Source organism: Pseudomonas sp. GW821-FHT05H12 (assembly GCF_059419385.1).
The window spans coordinates 168,366-188,640 of the sequence record NZ_JBWKRS010000011.1 but is presented as its reverse complement, the minus strand read 5'-3'; the positions used below and the strand labels follow the sequence as shown (position 1 = coordinate 188,640).

At 63.1% G+C, this 20,275-nt stretch carries 17 protein-coding genes and 2 pseudogenes; 6 read left to right on the top strand and 13 right to left on the bottom strand.

Going from position 1 to position 20,275, the window contains the following annotated elements:
- Positions 1 to 115: 115 nt before the first annotated feature.
- Together AC07SU_RS12630 and AC07SU_RS12625 are read right to left on the bottom strand one after the other, a co-directional pair.
- Positions 116 to 1,468 (bottom strand): GntP family permease, encoded by a 1,353-nt coding sequence (locus AC07SU_RS12630; RefSeq protein WP_176998013.1) that lies wholly within the window; start codon positions 1,466 to 1,468, stop codon positions 116 to 118.
- 84 nt (positions 1,469 to 1,552) lie between these two features.
- A complete protein-coding gene (locus AC07SU_RS12625; RefSeq protein WP_016973129.1) occupies positions 1,553 to 2,086 on the bottom strand; it encodes a gluconokinase in 534 nt (177 codons plus the stop codon).
- Between the two features lie 212 nt (positions 2,087 to 2,298).
- Between AC07SU_RS12625 and gntR the strand changes: the two genes are divergently transcribed.
- Positions 2,299 to 3,330 (top strand): HTH-type transcriptional regulator GntR, encoded by a 1,032-nt coding sequence (gene gntR / locus AC07SU_RS12620; RefSeq protein ID WP_176998023.1) that lies wholly within the window; start codon positions 2,299 to 2,301, stop codon positions 3,328 to 3,330.
- A gap of 480 nt (positions 3,331 to 3,810) precedes the next feature.
- On the opposite strand, the gene AC07SU_RS12615 is transcribed toward gntR, so the two are convergent.
- Positions 3,811 to 4,686 carry a LysR family transcriptional regulator gene (locus AC07SU_RS12615; RefSeq protein ID WP_494997194.1) on the bottom strand — a complete coding sequence of 292 codons (876 nt, stop codon included), beginning with the start codon at positions 4,684 to 4,686 and terminating at the stop codon, positions 3,811 to 3,813.
- A 110-nt stretch (positions 4,687 to 4,796) separates the two neighbouring features.
- Here AC07SU_RS12615 and AC07SU_RS12610 point away from each other — a divergent pair, with 110 nt between their 5' ends.
- From AC07SU_RS12610 to AC07SU_RS12595, 4 genes are all read left to right on the top strand, one after another.
- Positions 4,797 to 5,231 carry a PACE efflux transporter gene (locus AC07SU_RS12610; RefSeq protein WP_494997193.1) on the top strand — a complete coding sequence of 145 codons (435 nt, stop codon included), beginning with the start codon at positions 4,797 to 4,799 and terminating at the stop codon, positions 5,229 to 5,231.
- A 59-nt stretch (positions 5,232 to 5,290) separates the two neighbouring features.
- Positions 5,291 to 5,923, top strand: a complete 633-nt coding sequence (locus AC07SU_RS12605) for a glutathione S-transferase family protein (protein WP_494997192.1) — start codon at positions 5,291 to 5,293, stop codon at positions 5,921 to 5,923.
- Between the two features lie 140 nt (positions 5,924 to 6,063).
- Positions 6,064 to 7,479 (top strand): MFS transporter, encoded by a 1,416-nt coding sequence (locus tag AC07SU_RS12600; protein WP_494997191.1) that lies wholly within the window; start codon positions 6,064 to 6,066, stop codon positions 7,477 to 7,479.
- Between the two features lie 132 nt (positions 7,480 to 7,611).
- Positions 7,612 to 8,121 (top strand): hypothetical protein, encoded by a 510-nt coding sequence (locus tag AC07SU_RS12595; protein WP_176994219.1) that lies wholly within the window; start codon positions 7,612 to 7,614, stop codon positions 8,119 to 8,121.
- A gap of 147 nt (positions 8,122 to 8,268) precedes the next feature.
- Here the strand turns inward: AC07SU_RS12595 and AC07SU_RS12590 are convergent.
- From AC07SU_RS12590 to AC07SU_RS12580, 3 genes and pseudogenes are all read right to left on the bottom strand, one after another.
- A pseudogene (locus AC07SU_RS12590) lies at positions 8,269 to 8,673 on the bottom strand (methyl-accepting chemotaxis protein); the annotation flags it as partial.
- Positions 8,674 to 8,811: 138 nt separating this feature from the next.
- Positions 8,812 to 9,588 (bottom strand): annotated as a pseudogene (locus AC07SU_RS12585) (PAS domain-containing protein); the annotation flags it as partial.
- 167 nt (positions 9,589 to 9,755) lie between these two features.
- Positions 9,756 to 10,625, bottom strand: a complete 870-nt coding sequence (locus AC07SU_RS12580; protein WP_494997190.1) for a LysR family transcriptional regulator — start codon at positions 10,623 to 10,625, stop codon at positions 9,756 to 9,758.
- A gap of 96 nt (positions 10,626 to 10,721) precedes the next feature.
- Here AC07SU_RS12580 and gstA point away from each other — a divergent pair, with 96 nt between their 5' ends.
- Positions 10,722 to 11,324, top strand: coding sequence for a glutathione transferase GstA (gstA, locus tag AC07SU_RS12575; protein WP_176994222.1), 603 nt, complete (start codon positions 10,722 to 10,724; stop codon positions 11,322 to 11,324).
- Positions 11,325 to 11,418: 94 nt separating this feature from the next.
- Here the strand turns inward: gstA and AC07SU_RS12570 are convergent, their stop codons facing one another.
- The 7 genes from AC07SU_RS12570 to AC07SU_RS12540 all read right to left on the bottom strand — a co-directional run bounded on the left by AC07SU_RS12570 (position 11,419) and on the right by AC07SU_RS12540 (position 20,190).
- Positions 11,419 to 12,807: an aromatic amino acid lyase gene (locus AC07SU_RS12570; protein ID WP_494997189.1), complete on the bottom strand. Its 1,389-nt coding sequence runs from the start codon at positions 12,805 to 12,807 to the stop codon at positions 11,419 to 11,421.
- Positions 12,804 to 13,808 (bottom strand): ornithine cyclodeaminase family protein, encoded by a 1,005-nt coding sequence (locus tag AC07SU_RS12565; protein ID WP_494997188.1) that lies wholly within the window; start codon positions 13,806 to 13,808, stop codon positions 12,804 to 12,806. The genes AC07SU_RS12570 and AC07SU_RS12565 overlap by 4 nt, the downstream gene beginning before the upstream one ends.
- Before the next feature lie 2 nt (positions 13,809 to 13,810).
- Complete coding sequence (locus AC07SU_RS12560; protein ID WP_494997187.1) at positions 13,811 to 14,737, bottom strand: aliphatic sulfonate ABC transporter substrate-binding protein; 927 nt, start codon at positions 14,735 to 14,737, stop codon at positions 13,811 to 13,813.
- Positions 14,737 to 15,750, bottom strand: a complete 1,014-nt coding sequence (locus AC07SU_RS12555) for an ABC transporter substrate-binding protein (RefSeq protein ID WP_176994225.1) — start codon at positions 15,748 to 15,750, stop codon at positions 14,737 to 14,739. Before AC07SU_RS12555 ends, AC07SU_RS12560 begins: the two co-directional genes overlap by 1 nt.
- 135 nt (positions 15,751 to 15,885) lie before the next feature.
- On the bottom strand, positions 15,886 to 18,522 hold the full coding sequence (locus tag AC07SU_RS12550) for a TonB-dependent receptor domain-containing protein (RefSeq protein WP_494997186.1): 2,637 nt from the start codon (positions 18,520 to 18,522) through the stop codon (positions 15,886 to 15,888).
- A 223-nt stretch (positions 18,523 to 18,745) separates the two neighbouring features.
- On the bottom strand, positions 18,746 to 19,684 hold the full coding sequence (locus tag AC07SU_RS12545; RefSeq protein WP_494997185.1) for a FecR domain-containing protein: 939 nt from the start codon (positions 19,682 to 19,684) through the stop codon (positions 18,746 to 18,748).
- A complete protein-coding gene (locus AC07SU_RS12540; RefSeq protein WP_494997184.1) occupies positions 19,681 to 20,190 on the bottom strand; it encodes a sigma-70 family RNA polymerase sigma factor in 510 nt (169 codons plus the stop codon). The genes AC07SU_RS12545 and AC07SU_RS12540 overlap by 4 nt, the downstream gene beginning before the upstream one ends.
- Between the last annotated feature and the right edge of the window lie 85 nt (positions 20,191 to 20,275).

Sequence of the window (20,275 nt, the reverse complement as noted above, 5' to 3'; positions counted from 1 at the left end):
CCCCCCCCCCCCCCCCCCCCCCCCCCCCCCCCCCCCCCCCCCCCCCCCCCCCCCCCCCCCCCCCCCCCCCCCCCACATCTATATTGAGTTCCTGCAGTAAGTTTTGTGGTGTGGCTTACACCACCAACGACAACAGCATGATGAAGATCAGCGCCACAATCGACAGGATGGTCTCCATCGCCGTCCAGGTCTTGAACGTCTCAGCCACAGTCATGTTGAAATACTGCTTCACCAGCCAGAACCCCGCATCGTTGACGTGAGACAGGATCAACGAGCCCGCCCCCGTCGCCAACACCAGCAGTTCACGGTTAACCCCCGGAATCATCCCCACCACCGGCACCACGATGCCTGCGCCGGTAATGGTCGCCACGGTCGCTGAACCGGTCGCCACACGAATCACCGCCGCCACCAGCCACGCCAGCAAAATCGGGTTGATCTGCGCGTTCACCGCCATGTGGCCGATCACGTCACCCACGCCGCTGGTCACCAGCATCTGCTTGAAACCACCGCCAGCACCGATGATCAGGATGATCGCAGCGGTGGGCGCCAGGCTGGCGTCGAGCAGCTTGAGGATCTGTTTGGAACCGATGCCCTGACGATGGCCAAAGGTGTACAGCGACAGCAGCAAGGCCAGCAACAGCGCGGTGATCGGGTGGCCGATCATGTCCATCCAGTTGCGAATGGCGTGGCCGTCCGGCAGGGCGATGTCGGCGAAGGTCTTGAGCAGCATCAGGAACACCGGCAGCAACACGGTGATCAGTGTCACGCTGAAGCTGGGCAGGTTCTTGTTTTCTGGTTCACGGGCCAGTTGGTCGACCAGTTCCTGGGACGGGTTGCCCGGGATGTACTTGGCGATGAACGTGCCGAAGATCGGGCCAGCGATGATGGCAGTCGGCAGTGCGACGATCAGGCCGTAGAGGATGGTCTTGCCGATGTCCGCGCCAAACACGCCGATGGCCAGCAGCGGGCCCGGGTGCGGCGGCACCAGGCCGTGCACCGCCGACAGGCCGGCGAGCAACGGGATGCCGATCTTGATCAGCGACACACCGGTGCGGCGCGCGACGATAAACACCAGCGGGATCAGCAGTACAAAGCCGATCTCGAAGAACAGCGGGATGCCCACCAGGAACGCGGCGAACATCATCGCCCACTGCACTTTCTCTTTACCGAAGGCGCGGATCAGCGTCTGGGCGATCTGATCGGCGCCGCCGGATTCGGCCATCATCTTGCCGAGCATCGTGCCCAGTGCGAGGATGATGCCGACAAAGCCGAGCACGCCGCCGAAACCGTCCTGGAACGCCTTGATGATCTTGTCCACGGGCATGCCCGAGGTCAGGCCGAGGAAGCCGGCCGCGATGATCAGTGCAATGAACGGGTGCACCTTGAACTTGGTGATCAGAACGATCAACCCGATGATAGTGACCACTGCATCGAGCAGTAGGTAAGACTCGTGGGACATGCCAAACATGGGGGGTCTCTCCTGTTTGTTGTTGTTATTAAAGCGGGTGTTGAATCTTTCGCCGGGGATAGCGCTATCTTTTCCGGCAAAAAATTAATGAGTAGGTTCAAAGCCGTGTTGCAGCCACCAGGCATGGGTTTGCTCGGCCAGCTCCTCGACGCTGTCTTCGCTGGCATTGAGGGCCAGGGTCAGCGGCTCGCCCACGGGCGATTCAAGGGTGGCGAACTGGCTGTCTATGAGGCTTGCCGGCATGAAGTGGCCGGGGCGATGGGACACGCGGTCGGCGGCGACGGCGCGGGTCAGCTCCAAAAAGACGAACCCCAGGCCGGGCGCGGCTTCACGCAGGTGGTCGCGGTATTTCTTTTTCAGGGCCGAACAGGTGAGCACCGGGTGCTCGCCCGCCTTGAGCGAACGGCGCAATTCATCGCACAGGATGTCGAGCCAGCCGGCGCGGTCGTCGTCGTTGAGGGGGTGGCCGGCGCTCATCTTCTCGATGTTCGCGGCGGGGTGAAAGCTGTCGCCTTCGATGGCGGTGGCGCCGTTCAGGCGGCACAGGGCCTCGCTGACGCTGGACTTGCCACAGCCGGAAACACCCATGATGACCAGGGCGGTAACAGGTTGACTCATGAAACACCTCAGGACGCAGATAGCGCTACCTTTGCACGCTGTAAGGCTAGTGCAAAAACAGGCTTTTCCCGCGCCGTCTTGTCATTTTTATGGAGTGACGCGTGCATCCTCTCCAATCATTTGAACCGGATCAGGCAACCCTGCGTTCAAGCATTTGCAGCCATTTGGAGACAGCGCTACCTTAGTGCCTCGATTTTTGTTTGGCAAGCCGCCTGATGACCTCCAAGAACGATAAAAAATTGCGCACCACGGGTCGCCCGACCCTCAACGAAGTCGCCCGCCTGGCCGGCGTCAGCCCGATTACCGCGTCCCGCGCCTTGCGGGGCGTGAGCACCGTGGCCAAGGAACTGGTGGAAAAAGTCCAGCAGGCCGCCAGCGAGCTGAACTACGTGGTCAACCCGGCCGCCCGTGCCCTGGCGTCGGCCCAGAGCCATTCGGTGGTGGTCATCGTGCCGTCGCTGTCCAATCTGCTGTTTATCGAAACCCTCGAAGCCATCCACCAGGTACTGCGGCCCAAGGGCTTTGAAGTGCTGATCGGCAACTCCCACTATTCCCGCGAAGAAGAAGAAAACCTGCTGCGCAACTACATGGCCTACCAGCCACGGGGCTTGCTGCTGACCGGCTTCGACCGCACCGAGAGTGCGCGACGGATGGTCGAGGCCAGCAATGTGCCGTGCATCTACATGATGGACCTGGACCCCAACGCCGGCGTGAACTGCGTGGGGTTCTCGCAACTGAGCGCAGGGGAAACCGCAGCGGCGCACCTGCTGTCCCGTGGGCGCAAGCGCCTGGCGTATATCGGCGCGCAGTTGGACCAGCGCACGTTGCTGCGCGGCGAGGGCTTTCGCCGTGCGTTGCAGCAGGCAGGCCTGTACGACCCGGCGCTGGAACTGCTGACCCCGCGGCCTTCCTCCGTCGGTCTAGGAGGCGAGCTGTTCCTGCAGATGCTGGCAGCCCATCCAGATGTGGATGCGATCTTCTTTGGCAACGACGACCTGGCCCAGGGCGCCCTGCTGGAAGCCCTGCGCCATGGCATCAAGGTGCCAGAGCGTGTGGCGGTGCTGGGTTTCAATGACCTGCCGGCGTCATCCTTCATGGTGCCGCGCCTGAGCAGCATCAGCACCCCGCGAGAAGCCATCGGGCGACGTGCGGCGGAGCATTTGCTGACGGTCATGGCGGGCAACAAGATCGCCAAACCGGTGGTGGACATGGGGTTTGAACTGCAGGTGCGTGAAAGTACCTGAGCTGCCTGAACGCATTCCTTTATGGGAGCCGGCTTGCCGGCGATGGCGGTGTGTCTGGCAATGATGCGCCGGCCGATCTGCCGCTATCGCAGGCAAGCCAGCTCCCACATTTTTGACCGTGCCCGCTTGAGAGGAAGGAGCCGGCTTGCCGGCGATGGCGGTGTGTCTGGCAATGATGTGCCGGCCGATCTGCCGCTATCGCAGGCAAGCCAGCTCCCACATTTTTGACCGTGCCCGCTTGAGAGGTAGGAGCCGGCTTGCCGGCGATGGCGGTGTGTCTGGCAATGATGTGCCGGCCAATCCACCGCTATCGCAGGCAAGCCAGCTCCCACATTTCGACCGTGCCCGCTTGAGAGGTAGGAGCCGGCTTGCCGGCGATGGCGGTGTGTCTGGCAATGCTGTGCTAGCCAATCCACCGCTATCGCAGGCAAGCCAGCTCCCACATTTTGACCGTGCTGGCTCCTACGGTGATGTGGCGGGTCAGTCCGGGTTGGCCAGCCGTTGTACCAGCGCCGAGGCGCCTTTGTGCAACGGCTGATGCTTCAACCACACCGCGTTCACCACCATCGCCAGCCCGTTCTCGATGTTCTTGAAGTTCAGCCGCCGCAACCGGCCTGCCGCCAGCAATGGCGCCACCGCCGACTGCGGGAAATTGCCCCAACCCAAGCCCGCCTCGACCATGTCCAGCGCCATGCCCAAGCTGTCGGTACGCCAATAGGATTGCCCCACGAGTGGGCGGCGATCGCTGAGAGGACTGTCCCGGCCCGCCACCAGAATCTGGCGTACCCGCACCAGGTCTTCCAGAAACGGCTCGCCTTGCGCCTGCGGATGGTGCGGGCCGATACAGGCGATCAACTGCTCACTGGCGACAAACTGAAAACGCTCCAACACGTTCACGCTCAGCCCTGCAAACACCACGCACACCTGCACGCGCCCGCTGTGCAGCAACTGCAACACGTCATCTTGTGGCGCCGTCAGCACTTCGATTTCCAACAGTGGAAATTGCTCGCTGATGTCGGCGATGGCCGCGAGCAAACGCCGAGTATTGATATCCACCCCCACACCGATCGACAACTTGCTTTCCAGCCCCTGGGACAGTTGCAACGCATGCACCTGCAACTGCTTGAGCTGTTCGGCCATCAACCGCGCATGGGGGATCAGCGCCAGCGCGAGGTCGGTGGGCACCGGCTCGCGGTGGCTGCGATCAAACAGCAGGTAACCCAGTTCAGCCTCAAGGTTGGCAATGCCCATGCTCACCGCCGAAGGTACCTTGCCCAGTGCCCGCGCCGCCGCTGAAAACGAGCCGCCCTCCACCACTGCCAGGAACACTTCAACGCTGTCGCTGGAAAAGCTCATCTCGCCACCTGTCAATAAAACTGAAAGCTTCTGACTTTTTGTGTCAGTCATATTGACGCTATCTTCCGCGCCTAGTGACGTTCCTGTCACCCGAAAAAAGAGGAAGCGGTATGCAAGGCGTGAAACGCAAACTGGTGTATGTGTCGCTCTATGAGCTGATCGGCATGACCTTCTCGGCTCTCGGCCTGGCGCTGCTGTCCGGCACACACCCCTCCAGCACCGGGCCCCTGGCCGTGGTGATCACCACCGTCGCGGTCACCTGGAACTTCATCTACACCTCGCTGTTCGAGCGTTGGGAAAGCCGCCAGCATGACCGCACGCGCACGGTCAAACGGCGCATCGCCCACGCGGTAGGGTTCCAGCTGACGCTGATCGTGTTCCTGATTCCGCTGATCGCCTGGTGGATGAACGTGAGCCTGGTGCAGGCGTTCCTGCTGGACCTGGCGCTGATCCTGTTCATCCCCTGCTACACCTTTACCTTCAACTGGCTGTTCGACCGCACCTTCGGCCTGCCCGCATCGGCGCTACCCGCCACGTCGGCGTAGCTTCGAGCGTGCACCGCTGCTAGATTCCTTCAGGTCATCTTCAGCGACAGGGAAGCACCATGGGACACTCACTGAAAATCCTCGGCCGTACGTCCTCTATCAACGTGCGAAAAGTCCTCTGGACCTGCCAGGAACTGGGCATCGACTACCACCGCGAAGACTGGGGTATCGGCTACAGCCCCACCCAGTCCCCCGAGTTCCTCGCCCTGAACCCCAACGCCCAGGTGCCGGTGCTGATCGACGACCATGGCGTGTTGTGGGAATCCAACACGATCTGCCGTTACCTCGTAGGCCTCTACCAACGCCACGACCTGCTGCCTGCCGAGCCCGCCCCACGGGCCCGGGTGGAGCAATGGATGGACTGGCAAGCCACCGAACTCAACCCGTCATGGGGCTACGCCTTCCACGCCCTGGTGCGCCAGAACCCGGACTACCAGGACCCGCAACGCATCAACGCGGGCGTGCAGGCCTGGAATGACAAGATGGGCCTGCTGGAGCAACAGTTGCTGAAAACGGGCGCCTATGTGGCCGGTGATGAGTTCAGCCTCGCCGACATCCTCGTCGGCCTGTCGGTACACCGCTGGCGCAACGCGCCGCTGGAGCACCCGCACTACCCGGCGGTCGAGGCGTATTACCAGCGGCTCAGCCAGCGCCCGGGTTTCCAGAAATTTGCCCTGGACGGTCACAACTGAGCCCCGCGCCATAAAACCTGCAAACACAACGCCTTGGCGCAATAAATCGGTGAATGTGAGGCCAAACACAGGCAACTTCACATGCACCGATTTCCGTTAGCCAGCTAAGATTCCAGGCCACTGCTCCTGGAATCTCGCTCATGTCGACACTCACTGCCTCTGCCACGGACGGTATCGACCCGATCCGTGCCGCCCATATCAGCGCGCGCATTGACCGCCTGCCCGCCGTCGCCACCGTCTGGCGCCTGGTGGCGCTGTTGTCGATTGGCGGTTTTTTCGAGCTGTATGACCTGTTCCAGACCGCCTACATCAGCCCGGGCCTGATCAGCGACGGGCTGTTCCACACCGGCAGCGAGGGCGTGTTCGGCTTCTCGGACCAGGCCGCGTTCGCCTCGGCCACCTTCCTCGGCCTGTTCCTCGGCGCCAGCCTGCTCAGCCCGATTGCCGACCGTTTCGGGCGCCGCGCCATCTTCACCTTCGCGCTGGTCTGGTACACCGTCGCCACTGTGTTGATGGGGATCCAGACCTCCGCCCTGGGCATTATCTGCATGCGTTTTCTGGTGGGCATTGGCCTGGGAATCGAGTTGGTGACCATCGATGCCTACCTGTCGGAACTGGTACCCAAGCGCATGCGCAGCTCGGCGTTTGCCTTTGCGTTTTTTGTGCAGTTCCTGTCGGTGCCGGCCGTGGCGCTGATGTCGTGGTGGCTGGTGCCCCAGGCGCCGTTTGGCATTTCCGGCTGGCGCTGGGTGGTGTTGGCCAGTGCAGTGTTTGCACTGTTTATCTGGTGGCTGCGCAAACGCCTGCCGGAATCACCACGCTGGCTCGCACAGAAAGGCCGCTTCGAGGAGGCCAGTGCGATCCTCGACACCCTGGAAGCCCGCTGCCAGAAGGATCACGGCAAGCCCCTGGATGCGCCAGAGCCCGAGGCGGTCAGCGTGCAAGGCAGCGGCCGCTTTGCCGATATCTGGCAACCGCCATACCGCCGCCGCGCGTTGATGCTGATCGTGTTCCATGTGTTCCAGGCCATCGGTTTCTTCGGCTTCGGCAATTGGTTGCCGGCATTGCTGTCGGGCCAGGGCGTCAGCGTGACCCACAGCCTGATGTACGCGTTCATCATCACCCTGGCCTACCCGCTGGGGCCGTTGCTGTTCGTGAAGGTGGCCAATCGCTTTGAGAACAAATGGCAGATTGTCGGCTCAGCCTTGGGCGCGATGATCTTCGGCAGCCTGTTCGCCCTGCAAACCACGGCGGTGGGCCTGGTGATCTGCGGGGTGATGATTACCTTCTGCAACGCCTGGCTCAGTTTCAGCTATCACTCGTACCAGAGCGAGCTGTTCCCCACCAACATCCGGGCGCGGGCGGTGGGGTTCTGCTATTCGTTCAGCCGCTTGTCCACGGTGTTCAGCAGCCTGTTGATCGGCCTGATCCTCGACCACCTGGGCACACCCGGCGTACTCGCGTTCATTGCCAGCAGCATGTTGATCGTGATGATCACCATCAGTGGGTTCGGGCCGCGCACGCGCAACCTGGCGCTGGAGAACATCGCCCACTGACGGCAAGGATCGGCCGTCGACAGGACAATACTTGCCGCGACGGCCGCGCCAGCCCCAATAAATACGGGGGCATGGCCCCCGGCACGCTATTTGCTCCACCTGTGGCACCGAACACACCCCAGGTGAGCAATCATGCTGATCAACAACAACACCCAAGCCATTTCCACCGTGCAACAGCTCAAGCGTGCCGACATGGACCCGGCCAACGCCGCCGCCAGCACGCTGTACAGCGGCGCCCTGCAAGCCGCGCAGCAAAGTGTGACCGTACCGGCCGCGCAGAAGGACCTGGACAAGGCCAACGACCGTATCGACGAGGCCTTCGCCAAGACCCGCGTGCAGTTGCAGGCCACCACCGCAGCCCCTGCGGCGACCACCGATGTGCCGGCAGCCGGTTCCAGCACCAGCACTGCCCGCGCTGACTTCACCGACTACATGAACAAAACCCCGGCCGAGCGTATCCGTGAGCAACTGCTCAAGGAACAGGGTTTGACCGAGGAAGAAGTGCAGGCCATGCCGCAGGAAAAACAGGACGCAATCGCCAAGCAAGTGGCTGAGCGCGTGAAGGAGCAGCAGGATCAGCAAGTGGCTGCCAAAGCCACTGACCCGGCACAAGCCGTGAAAGAAACCCTGGCCGCAATCTGATAAACGCCCCCCTGTAGGAGCCGGCTTGCCGGCGATGAGGCCCTTGAGTTCGATGTTGATCTCAGGGACGCCATCGCCGGCAAGCCGGCTCCTACAGGTATGGGTTACGCAGTCGCCGGTATGGGTTGTTTCAGTTGCAGAGTGGCGTTATTGCAGTTGCAACGTCGAATTGAACTGACTGATCGCATCCACCACATGCCGTGACCCTTCCTGAATCTCCAGGATCACCTGCCCCGCCTCATTCGCCAGTTCCACCCCCAGCCCCGTGCGGCTCAAGCTCGACTGCATGCTCGACACCGCGCTCACGGACAGGTCGTGGTTCTTGCGCACCACATCCACAATCTCCACCGTTGCCTGGCTGGTCCGTGCCGCGAGGCTGCGCACTTCGTCGGCCACCACCGCAAACCCACGCCCGTGTTCACCGGCACGCGCCGCTTCAATCGCCGCGTTAAGCGCGAGCATGTTGGTCTGCTCGGCGATGCTGCGGATGGTTTGCACGATGGCGCCGATGATGTCCGACTGCTTGCTCACGGCATCGATGCTTTGCGCGGCTTGGTTCAGGTCGTGGGAAATTTCTTCGATGATCTGCACCGTTTGCTGCACCACCTCCGAGCCTTTGCGTGCGCAGGCGTCATTTTGTACCGAGGTGGCATGTGCCGAATCCGCCGCGGTGCGCAGGGTGGTGACCTGATCGGTGATGTCACTGGCGAACTTCACCACCTTGTACAACCGGCCGTTGGTGTCGAAGATCGGGTTGTAGGACGCTTCCAGAAACAGCGTCTTGCCGTATTTGTTTTTGCGCTCGAAACGATGGGAGTGATATTCGCCGCGGTTGAGCGAGGCCCAAAACGCCTTGTACGAAGGCGAATCCACCTCGCTGCGGTGGCAGAACATGCTGTGGTGCTGGCCGATGATCTCTTCACGCGAGTACTGCACGGTGCGCAGGAAGTTGTCGTTGGCGTTGATGATCTGGCCCTGGGGGGTGAACTCGATCACCGCCATCGAGCGACTGATAGCGTCGATCAGGCTCTGGTTTTCGTGTTCATGGTGGACCCGCGCGGAAATATCCGACGCCACCTTGATCACGCTCTGTACCTGGTTCTGGCTGTCGAGCACCGGCATGTAGCTGGCCTCCAGCCACACCTCCTGGCCGCGCTTGTTCAAGCGCATAAACGTGCCGCTGAGGGCCTCGCCCCGCGCCAGGTCGCGCCATAGCTTGGCGTAGGCCTCGGTGTGGGTGTAGGCCTCTTCGCAGAAGACCCGATGATGTTTGCCGCGAATCTCCTCCACGGTGTAGCCCATGGCTTTGCAGAAGTTATCGTTGGCATCGAGAATCACGCCATTGCGGTCAAACTCGATCATCGCCATGGAACGGCTGATGGCGGCGAGTTTGGCGTTGGCTTCAGTGAGGGCACAGGAGAAACGTTCGATTTCTTGCAGGTCGGATTTGTGATGGCGGTTGAACATGTTCAGATCACCCTTGATTCCCGGCGCCTGGAAGGCGCATTCCATTCATAAGTTGGATAGAGCTGGCAAACCTTTCATGGGGAACAAACCAACCGAATCGCTTTATATGGCAAGCGTCATCACGGTTCAGGGTGAGCATAGACAGGGCTTGGCGCTATGCAAGGTCACTAGTCAGCCAGCATTTTTAACAATGCGCTGACCGCAGCGGAGGCCGGGCGGGTTGGGGAACCGACCAGGGCAAATTCGCGGTGCATCGGCACCGTCAACGGCATGACACGCAGGCCATTTCGCTGGGCCGGCAAGGCCATTTCGGGCACCAGTGTCACGCCGACGCCTTCGCGCACCAGGCTGAAGGCACTGTTGAACTCACGCACTTCCACACGGATATCACGCAGGCTCAGCCCGGCTGCGGCCCCCAGGCTGCGGACGTTGGCGGTGCAACCACCGGTGGCCAGCACGAACGGTTGCTCCAGCAACTCCTCCAGCGATACCGTCGCTTCAGCCGGGCGCAGTGCGAACGCATGCTGGGCCGGCAATACAGCCATCCAGAAATCACGCCCCAGTACGGTGGCATTGCGCTCGGGCTTGGGGTTGAGCACCACGCCCAGGTCGATCAGGTCGGCCTCCAGCAAGGTGTGCACTTCGCTGTCGGTGACATCCAGGGTGGTGACGTCGATACCGGGGTTCAACTGACGGAAACGCTGCAGCAGCGGTGTCAGAAACGTCGCCAGCACCATGGGGAAACTCGCGATACGAATGCTCCCACGCAGCAGCGGGCGAGCTTCGTCGACGGTGGTCCGAATCGCCTGCAAGGCCCCGAGCATCACCCGCGCCTGTTCGATCACACTCAAGCCCAGGGCGGTCGGCAAGGTCTTGCGCGGCTCACGGGTAAACAATTGCGCACCCAGGGTCGCCTCCATGCCGGCCATGGCCTGGCTGGCGGCGGATTGGGTCATGCCCACGTGCTCGGCGGCGGCGGTGATGCTGCCGTGGTCGGCCACGGCCACCAGCAGGCGCCAGTGCATCAGGTTCATCATGGCAGTAGCTGTCCTTATGGCGGGGCTCTGAAGGTTTAATTTTACGCAAGGTGTCATGCCCGTGAGACTGGCGCAAATCCAAAGGAGTCGCCCCAGATGAAACTGTATTTCTTCCCCCACGCCTGCTCTCTCGCCCCGCATATCGTGCTGCGCGAATTGGCGCTGCCGTTCGAGCTGGTGCGGGTGGACAACCAGACCAAAACCACCGCCACTGGCGAGAACTTCCTGCAGATCAACCCCAAGGGCTACGTGGCGGCACTGCAACTGGATAATGGCCAGGTGCTGACCGAAGCCAGCGCGATCCTGCAATACCTGGCCGACCAGAAAACCGAAGCGGGCCTGGCCCCGGCCAATGGCAGTTGGGAGCGCGTGCGCTTGCAGGAATGGCTGAACTTTATCGCCAGCGAAATCCACGGCGGCCTGGCGATCTTCTTCAATGGCGCGATCCAGGGCGACGTGCGCGCCATGTTCCTCGCCACCTTGCACAAGCGTTTCGCGATTCTGGTGCAGACGCTTGAGCGCCAGGATTACCTGCTGGAGTCCGGGTATTCGGTGGCGGATGCCTACCTGTTCGTGGTGCTGCGCTGGGCGGCGTTTCACGATATTGACCTGCAGGAATGGCCGGCGCTGGCGGCGTTTCAACAGCGCATCAGCGAGCGGCCAGCGGTGGTAACCGCATTGGCCACCGAAGCCGCCTGACCTCACCCACCCACCTGTAGGAGCCGGCTTGCCGGCGATGAGGCCCTTAAATTCAATGTTGATCTCAGGGAAGCCATCGCCGGCAAGCCGGCTCCTACAGGGGGAAGGGGGCGGTTTGGAGGAAGGTGCTCAGGGCCAGCACGTCCACCGAGCCGGAGCGGTCCTGGTCCAGGTGCGCCACGTGGCGGCGCACCGCCTCATGGACCTGCCGCACGCCCTGCCCCAGTTGCAACGGGCCACGCAGGTCCACGGCCTGTGCGGCGACGATCAGCTCGATGCTCGCCAACCACAGCACCCGCTCGGTCAAACGGCGGGTCTTGTCGACCACCGCCAGCGCTTGCCCGGCGTAATCCTCCACGCGATCGGCCACTGGCACACTCACCGCCGGCAACGGGTTGGCCAAGTGCCCGATTTCGGCGACCAGCGCCGAGCTGGTGCGTTGCAAAGCCGCCATCCCGACATGCCCCGGCTGGGTGATCAAAAACCGTGGCAAGTCGCTGGACGCAGGCGATAACAACTTGGCAATGCGTTCAGCACTGCAAGCGGCGACCCGACTCAGCGCCAGCCCCACGCCTTCGGCCGCCAGCGCCAGATGGGTGCTGTCAAAATTCGCCGTGGCCAGTACCAACGCCTCTTCGCTGATCAACGCCGGGTTATCCGCACCGCTGCGCAGTTCCAACTCGACCAGATCATGCAGCTGTTGCGACGCCTGCTGCGCGGCGCCCTGTACCACCGTGGCACAGCGAAAGCTCAACGGGTCCTGCAAGCGGCGTGGGCCATCGGCCAACTCACCGCCCGCCAGCAGCTGTAGCAGCGCCGCCGATTGTTCGGCCTGCCCCGGCGCCGCTCGCAAGCGCGACGCCCACGGTTGGAACGGGCTGAGGTTGGCCCGATAGCCTTCGCACGAAAGCGCCAGCGCCGCCAGCAACGCATCCAGCACCTGCTGCGCTTCGGCCACCAGCAAGGCGCCCAGGCCGACACTCGCGGCATTCGCCGACACCAGCGCCAGGCCGTCCTTGCCGGTCAACGGCACCGACAACGCCAGGCTCAGATGGGCCAGGGGCGCCAGGTCACTCTCGCCCAACGAGCCGAGCAACGGCACCGCAGGCTCGACCCCGGTATTGAGCAGCGCCAGCAACGCATCCGCTGCCCCAGGTGAAATGCCTGAACGGCCCTGGGCCAACCCCGCCAAACGCGCCGCTATGATCGCGCGCACTTCCTGCCGGTTGGCCAGGCGCCCCACGCCCACCGCCCGACCCAGGGGAATATTCGCCTGCACAGGGGCCACCGGCGTATCCACCGCCGCGCCGAGGCCAGTGGTCAGGCCATAAATCGGTGTGCCTTCGGCGGCCAGTTTCAGCAGCAGTGCGTGGCCTTCCTCGATGCGCTGACGCGCTCCAGCGCTGAAGTCGGCCGGTGCATCCTGCCGGGCAATCGCCAATAAATCCGCGAGCGCCAGGCCTTGGGGATCCAGCTCAATCATGCCCAGCGCAACCGCTGGCCAATCCCCAGGCGCTTGGCTTTTTCCAGCAGGGCGTGGCCCAGGGCGATATCGCTGAGGCTCAGCCCGCGGTGCCAGAACAGGATGGTTTCTTCAGGGTTTTCCCGGCCGTTTTTCAAGCCGGCAACGATCTGCCCCAGCTCGGCATGCAGGGTGTCGGCACTGAGTTTCCCCGCGTCGACATGGGCACGCAGCGAACCGAAAAGGCCGCCTTTGCACTGGCCCCAATCATCGACCACCAACTTGCTCATGATGTCGGTGAGCGACAGTTCCACCGCGCTCATGGTGCCGTAAGGCACGACAAACGCCCCGGGTTTGATCCAGTTGGTGCGCAGCAACGGCTCGGGCTGATCCAGGCGCGAGGCCTCGACCACGATGTCGGCGCCACGCACGGTGCTTTCCCAATCCTCGGTGACGATCACCGGTTTGCCCAAGTCCTGGCGCAGGCGCTCGGCGAAGGCTTCGCGGCTTTCGCTGCGGCGCGAATGCACGCGGATTTCCTCGAAGTCGAACAGGTGATCCAGCAAGCGCACGTTCCAGTACGCCGTGCCACGGGCACCGATATGCGCCAGCACTTTGCTGTCGGGCCGGGCCAGGTACTTGGCGCCGATGGCGGTGACCGCGCCGGTGCGCATATCGGTGATGGCCGAGGCATCGAGGATCGCCTTGGGAATGCCGGTGGCCGGGTCCAGCAGGTTGAGGATCGCCAGTTCCGAGGGCAGGCCCTTGCGATAGTTGTCGACGAAATCCCCCACCACTTTCACGCCGGCGTAGCCGATGTCGCCGCCCAGCACACCACGCAGTACGTTGAAGTGGCCGTTGATCTCGCCGCCGGGAATCAAGTGGGTGCGCGGCTCGATCACCGCCTCGCCCCGGCCCTGGATCGCCAGGCTGGCTTCGATGGCGGTGAGAATTTCGTCGTTGGAGAGGCCCAGTTCATCGATGTCGAGGCCGTTGAGAAAGTCGATGTAGATCGGTTGCATGATTAAGGGGCCTTGAAGACGATTTGCTGCACATCGACCTTTTTCGGGATCAGGCCGTTGGCAAAGAACAGGTCGGCGGTGCGTTGCTGGTTGGCAACGTCGACGGCTTGCAGCGGGCGGATCGGCGCGGGCGAGCGGTGCTCGAAGTAGCTGCGCACCACGGCCGGTGGCAGGCCCAGGGTCTTGGCCATCAGGGCGATGCTGTCGTCGGGCTGGTCCAGGGACAGGCGCTGCGCCTTGGCCAGGGTCTGGATGATGGTGGCAACCACCTGCGGGTGCTGTTGTGCAAACGGATGGTTGACCACGAAGAAACTGCCGGCCGGGTTGAGGCCCTGGCCATCACCCAGCACGCGGGCGGAACCGTCGACCACGGCGGCCGAGTAGTACGGGTCCCACACCACCCACGCGTCGACCTTGCCCTGCTCGAACGCGGCGCGCCCATCGGACGGTGACAGGTACACCACGTTCACGTCTTTCCATTGCAAACCGGCGCGCAGCAGGCTTTTCAAGAACAGGTTGTGGGCACTGGAACCCTTGAGCAGCGCCACGCGCTTGCCCTTGAGTTCGGCCACGCTCTGGATCGTGCTGGCCTTGGGCACCAGCACCGCTTCGGTCTTGCCTTCATTGGGCTCCACGGCGAAGTACTGCAGATCAATGCCGGCCGCCTGGGCGAAGATCGGCGGGATGTCGCCGATATTGCCGATGTCCAGGCTGCCGCCGTTCAACGCCTCGATCAGCGGCGGGCCGCCGAGAAACTCGATCCACTGCACCTGGGTGCCGGGCAGCGCGGCTTCAAAGAGCTTGTGCTCACGGGCCAGCACCATGCTCACCGAGCTTTTCTGGTAGCCGATGCGCAAGGTGGCCGGGTCGGCCGCCAGCACGTGGCCGACGACCAGCGATAAAACGGCAGCAGCGAGGAATTTAAGCATCAGAGCGCCCCCTTGACCTTGGCCGCGACGTCCGCCGGCACCCACTGTTGCCAGACTTGCGGTTGCTCCTTGAGGAACGTCAACGCCACTTGGCGCGGTTGCTCACGCTTCTCGCTCATCTGTGCGAGGGTGCCATTGAGCAGGTCGATCGGCAGGTCGACTTTCTCGAAGAACGTCACCAACTGAGGGTACTGCGCCTTGAACGGCGCCGACACGCCAATCGCCAAATGCGCGGGCAACGAACGGGTGCCGATGGGGTGCGGATTGTGGGCGTCGGCCAGGGTTTTCCAGGCCTCGGCGTTGAACGGCGGCTCTTCCAGCTTGATCAGCTTGAAGCGGCCGAGCAGCGGCGTCGGCGACCAGTAGTAGAACAACACCGGCTTGCCGCGACGGATCGACGACGCCACCTCGGCGTCCAGCGCCGCGCCGGAACCGGTGCGGAAGTTGACGAAGGTGTCGGTCAGGCCATACGCCTTGAGCTTCTGGCTGTTGACGATCTCCGAGGTCCAGCCGGTGGGGCTGTTGAGGAAGCGCCCTTTGCTGGGGTCTTCGGGGTCACGGAACACGTCTTTGTAGCGCGCCAGGTCGGCCACCGATTTCAGCTCGGGCGCCAGCGGTTTGATACCCCGTTCGGCATCGCCCTTGATCACGTACTCGGGCACCCACCAGCCTTCGGTGGCGCCTTTGACCGTGTCGCCCAGGCCGAACACCTTGCCTTCACTTTCGGCCTTGACCCACGCCGGACTGCGCCCGGCCCACTCTTCGCCGATCACCTGAATGTCGTCCTTGGCCAGGGCGGCTTCCAGGCTCACGGTGCTGCCGGGCAAGGTGTCGGTGGGCAGGCCGTAGCCTTTCTCGACGATCACGCGCAGCACTTCGGTGATGAGGCTGCCGCTTTCCCAGGTGATGTCACCAAAGTGGATCGGCTTGACCGCGTCGGCGGCGGGCGCGTGTTGGGCCACCAGGGCCAGTGCCAGTAGTGAGCCACCGAGCAGGTGTTTGATCTTTTTCATGCAGAACCTCGTGGTGATTCGGATGAGTAATACGGTGCATTGGATGACGCCATCGCCGGCAAGCCGGCTCCTACAGATCAACTCAATCCTGTAGGAGCCGGCTTGCCGGCGATGGCCTCGACTCGATCTCAACCCTTAAAAGTCATAACTGAGCCGCGTGTAGTAAAACGCCCCCTCCGGCGCGGTTGGCGACAGGTAGCTGTATTGCTGACCGGGCGTCTGGCGCAGGCGGGTGTTGAAGTCGTCGGGTTTGCTGTCGAACAGGTTGTTCACGCCCACCGAGACGCGCAGTTGCTTGGTGAACGCGTAGTTCACGTCCAGGTCGGTGGTCCATTGCGCACTGAAGGTCTGGTCGTATTGGGCATTGGCTTCGGCAGCCGCGTATTTGCGGTATTTGCCGTAGCGGGTTTCGTTGAGGGCAATGGTCCACTGGCTGATCTTGTGCACCGCGCCGAACACCAGCTTGTCCTCGGGGTAGCCATGCTCGATAAAGCCACGGGCTTCGCGGGTCAGCACTTCGAAGCCGTTGGGGTTTTCGTGGACCTTCTCGATGGTGGTGCGGGCCTTGGTGTAGCCGGCCGACAGGTTCAGGTCACCGAACTGCGCAAGGTCAATGTTGTACTTGCCGACGATGTCGACACCCCGGGTGCGGGTGTCGGCGGCGTTGGTCATGAACTGCGCCCAGGAGTACTGGCCGTAGCCGGCATTGGTGAGGATCTGCTCGGCCAAGGGCCCGGAAATACCGCCGCTGAACAACAGCCGGTCGCGGATCGAGATCTGGTAGGCATCGACGGTCAGGGATGCGTGTTCGGTCGGTCGCAGCACCAGGCCCAACGAGTAGTTGGTGGATTTTTCTGGCTTGAGCGCCTGAGCGCCGAGGGCTCGGGCCGCCGGGTTGTCGGCCGGCAGCATGCGAGTCAGCACCGGGTTGCCGTTGACGTCCAGGTTGGTGGTGGTGGTCCACGACGTGCCGATCTGCCCCAGGCTCGGCGCGTGGTACGCGTTGTTGACCGTCGCGCGCACGCCCACTTGCGGGGTGAAGTCATAGCGCGCCGACAGCTTGCCCGTGGTGGCCGAGCCGAAGTCCGAGTAGTGCTCGGTGCGCCCGGCCACACCCACTTGCAGCTTGTCGGTGACCTGGTTTTCCAGGCCGAAATACACCCCGCCCACGTCGCGCTTGAAGGTGCCGGCGTCATCCGGCGTCAGGCCCGAAGCCTGCACCGCGCCCACTTGCACGTTGTCGATACCGCCATAGGAGTAGGAATCGTAGTCACCCGCCTCCAGGCGATATTGCTCATGCCGGTAGGCCACGCCGGCCGAAACGGTCAGCGGGTGGCTGGACCAGTTCACGTCCAGGTCCTTGGCGTAGTCGAGGGTGATGTTGGTCTGATCGTTGATCAGGGTGGCGACGTTGAATTTGGTCGGGCTGTTGGCGCCATAGCTGGGGTTGACGGTATTGAAGGCCAGTTCATCGTGCTCGTCGCGACCGTAGGTGGCGCTCAGGTCGAAGCGGCCGATGCTGTCGTCTTCGTAGCGGGTGCCCACGGTGATGGCGCCGTCTTCATAGCGATAACGGTATTTGGGGATCGTGCCGTTGGGGTAGATCGCCGCCACGTTATTCGGGCTGCTGGCCAGCAAAGGCGGCGTGTTGTTCACCGACGTGTCCTGGCCAAAAGTGGCGAAGCTGTAGAGGCGCCATTGATCGTTCAGGCCGATCTCGGCGTTGGCCGCCAGGTTGTATTTGTCACGCCCGGCACCGCCCCAGCGCGGGTCTTGCACCTGGCCGTCGGCCACGTACTTGTCGCCGATGTCGTCGGGTTTGTTGTTCAGGGTGTTGAAGCTCAGGGTCAGGAACCCATCGCCCGGCAGGCCGATGCCGTACCAGCCGTCGGTGGTCTTGCTGAAGCCGTCGCCCTGGGCGTACTTGCCCAGTTGCGTGTTGATACCGCCGCCGCTGTCGCGCTCCTTGAGCACGATGTTGACCACGCCGGCCACCGCGTCGGAGCCGTACTGCGCCGAGGCGCCATCACGCAGCACTTCGACGTGGTCGATGGCGCTGATGGGGATCATGTCCAGGTCGACCGGCTGGGCACCAATGAACGGCACGCCCCCGGAAATATTCACCACCGCCGAGGTGTGCCGGCGCTTGCCGTTGATCAGCACCAGGGTCTGATCCGGCGACAGGCCGCGCAGTGACGCGCCCTTCGGGTCCTGGCCACGGGTGGCGCTGTTGTTCTGCGGAAAGTTGAACGAGGGCAGCAACTGGAACAGCGCCTGGTTGAGGCTGGTGGCGCCGGTCTGCTTGAGTTCTTCGGCGTTGATCACGTCCACCGGGGCGCTGCTGGTCAGGGCGGTGGCGTCACTGCGACGGGTGCCGATGGCGACCACGCGGTCCAGGGTCGGCGCCTGCGCGGCACTGGTTTGCGCCTTGACGCTGCTGGTGGCGTTTTTGCTCGCGCCTTCCTTGATGATAAAGGCACCTTCCGGGCTGACCTGCACTTGCAGGCCAGTGCCCTTGAGCGCGGCGTCGACGGCCTGATGGGCCGACAGTGAACCGTCCACACTGGCCGAGGAATATTGGCCCAGCTGCGGGGTGAAGGAGATCACCTGGCCGCTCTGGCGGCTGATGTTCAGCAGCACTTCATCCAACGGGCCAGGAGCGATGTGGTAGACCTGGCGCGCCTCTTCGGCACTGGCGGCAAACGCGAAAAACAGGCTGGCCAACGGCACCAGGGCAAAGGTTCGAAGCGGCACACGGTTGAACTGACTCACTTTGGCTCCCCCCAAGGAAACTCGAGAACGCTGCTCCCCGCAGCGCTTACGGGAGTGATGTGGGACAGCGGGAGGAAAACTTGCAGATCGTTTGGTTATGTCCTTAGAACCCCCACCGAACAACCGCCGCTCTGTAGGAGCTGGCTTGCCAGCGATGCAGGCGCCTCGGTCTTTGTTTAGGACCGGGTTGATGCCATCGCCGGCAAGCCGGCTCCTACAGAGGTCAGGCCGCACTGACGGTCACCCACAGGCCGGTCCGGCGCGTGATGTGGATCGGCAAGGTGCGCGCCAGGGTGTCGAGGATTTGCTGGGGGTTGTCGAGGCGGTACAGGCCGCTGACGCGCAGGCCGGCGACAGCGGGGTCCAGGCGCAGCACGCCGTTGTGATACGGGCGCAACGCCTCGATCACCTCGGCCAGCGGGCGGTCGCGTACCTGCAGGAAACCATCGACCCACGCGGTCGCGGCGGAAGAACTGGCTTCAACAGGACCAAAGCCCGAACGGCCGTAGTGCACTTCATGACCGGCCGCCAGTTGCAGGCGCTCGCCGTCCTGACGGTCGATCTGCACCGCACCGTTAAGCGCGACGACCTGGCCCTGCCCTTCCCGCTCACGCACCAAAAAGCGATTGCCATAGGCGTGCAGGCGCGCGTGGTCAGTCTGGATCAGAAACGGTCGATTGCGGTCGCTGGCAACCTTGGCGAGTAACTCGCCTTCGCGCAGGCGCACTAGGCGCCGTTGCGAATCAAACTGGATATCCGCCGCGCTTTGCGCGTTCAACAGTAATTCGCTGCCATCGGCCAGGGTGACGGTGCGGCGCTCGCCGGTGCCGGTGCGGACATCGGCGGTCAGCTCCGACAAGCCCATGGGCTTGGCCAGCAGTGCTGCGCCGATAGCCACGCCAGCACCGGCCAACGCGACCTGCAACACCTGGCGCCGACTGGAAGGCGCGTCCAACGCCTGCTGCAACACTTTGCCGCTCACCCTCTGGGCCTGGGGAATCTGAAACACCCCCAGACGTGTCTCCAGTTGCTGGCACAGCGCTTCGTGGCGCGGGTCACTGGCGCGCCACTGGTGATAACGCTGCCAATCCGCCGCCGTGGCCTGACCCGAACGCAACAGCACGTACCAGTGCGTGGCACTGTCGATCAGTTCGTCGTTCATTCCAGACACAGCCGCAGGCAACGGTTGAGGGCGCTGGCCATGTAGTCACTCACGGAGCGCTGGGAAATGCCCAGCTCGGCCGCGATTTCCGGGTAGGTCAGGCCATTGAGCTGCGACAACAAAAAGGTCGCCTTGACCTTGGCCGGCAAGCCGTCGAGCAAGTGGTCGATGGCCTGCAGGGCTTCGAGCATTTGCGCCAGGTCTTCCGGCGAGGGCGCGCTGGAGGTTTCGTCGTTGTCGAGGGCGTCGAGGTAAGCGCGCTCCAGGTCCCGACGACGCCACAGCTGGTACATCAGGCGCTGGGCAATGGTGGTGAGCAAGGCGCGGGGTTGCCGGATCGGCATCACACCCGGCGAACTCAAGAGTTGGACAAAGGTGTCGGCGGCGATGTCTTCGGCGTGTGCACGGGAGTCGAGATGACGGTGCAAACGGCTGCACAGCCAGTCGTAATGACTGCGGAACAATCCGCCCACATAATCGCTGTGAGAAGTGTCGGCGCCGGACATAGTGGCTCCATTTGAGTAGGTTGCGCGTTATGTCCGGTGTTCCGGTGGGGCGATCCTAGCAAGGCGGCTTATTCTTTAATAATAT

Excerpts from the sequence above, each read along its gene's own strand:
- AC07SU_RS12625 (WP_016973129.1), bottom strand. The coding sequence starts at position 2,086 with ATGAGTCAACCTGTTACCGCCCTGGTCATCATGGGTGTTTCCGGCTGT.
- AC07SU_RS12565 (WP_494997188.1), bottom strand. The coding sequence starts at position 13,808 with ATGCAACCGATCTACATCGACTTTCTCAACGGCCTCGACATCGATGAA.
- AC07SU_RS12580 (WP_494997190.1), bottom strand. The coding sequence starts at position 10,625 with ATGATGAACCTGATGCACTGGCGCCTGCTGGTGGCCGTGGCCGACCAC.
- AC07SU_RS12615 (WP_494997194.1), bottom strand. The coding sequence starts at position 4,686 with ATGAGCTTTTCCAGCGACAGCGTTGAAGTGTTCCTGGCAGTGGTGGAG.
- AC07SU_RS12610 (WP_494997193.1), top strand. The coding sequence starts at position 4,797 with ATGCAAGGCGTGAAACGCAAACTGGTGTATGTGTCGCTCTATGAGCTG.
- AC07SU_RS12605 (WP_494997192.1), top strand. The coding sequence starts at position 5,291 with ATGGGACACTCACTGAAAATCCTCGGCCGTACGTCCTCTATCAACGTG.
- AC07SU_RS12545 (WP_494997185.1), bottom strand. The coding sequence starts at position 19,684 with ATGAACGACGAACTGATCGACAGTGCCACGCACTGGTACGTGCTGTTG.
- AC07SU_RS12600 (WP_494997191.1), top strand. The coding sequence starts at position 6,064 with ATGTCGACACTCACTGCCTCTGCCACGGACGGTATCGACCCGATCCGT.
- AC07SU_RS12560 (WP_494997187.1), bottom strand. The coding sequence starts at position 14,737 with ATGCTTAAATTCCTCGCTGCTGCCGTTTTATCGCTGGTCGTCGGCCAC.
- AC07SU_RS12570 (WP_494997189.1), bottom strand. The coding sequence starts at position 12,807 with ATGATTGAGCTGGATCCCCAAGGCCTGGCGCTCGCGGATTTATTGGCG.
- AC07SU_RS12540 (WP_494997184.1), bottom strand. The coding sequence starts at position 20,190 with ATGTCCGGCGCCGACACTTCTCACAGCGATTATGTGGGCGGATTGTTC.
- AC07SU_RS12555 (WP_176994225.1), bottom strand. The coding sequence starts at position 15,750 with ATGAAAAAGATCAAACACCTGCTCGGTGGCTCACTACTGGCACTGGCC.
- gstA (WP_176994222.1), top strand. The coding sequence starts at position 10,722 with ATGAAACTGTATTTCTTCCCCCACGCCTGCTCTCTCGCCCCGCATATC.
- AC07SU_RS12630 (WP_176998013.1), bottom strand. The coding sequence starts at position 1,468 with ATGTTTGGCATGTCCCACGAGTCTTACCTACTGCTCGATGCAGTGGTC.
- AC07SU_RS12595 (WP_176994219.1), top strand. The coding sequence starts at position 7,612 with ATGCTGATCAACAACAACACCCAAGCCATTTCCACCGTGCAACAGCTC.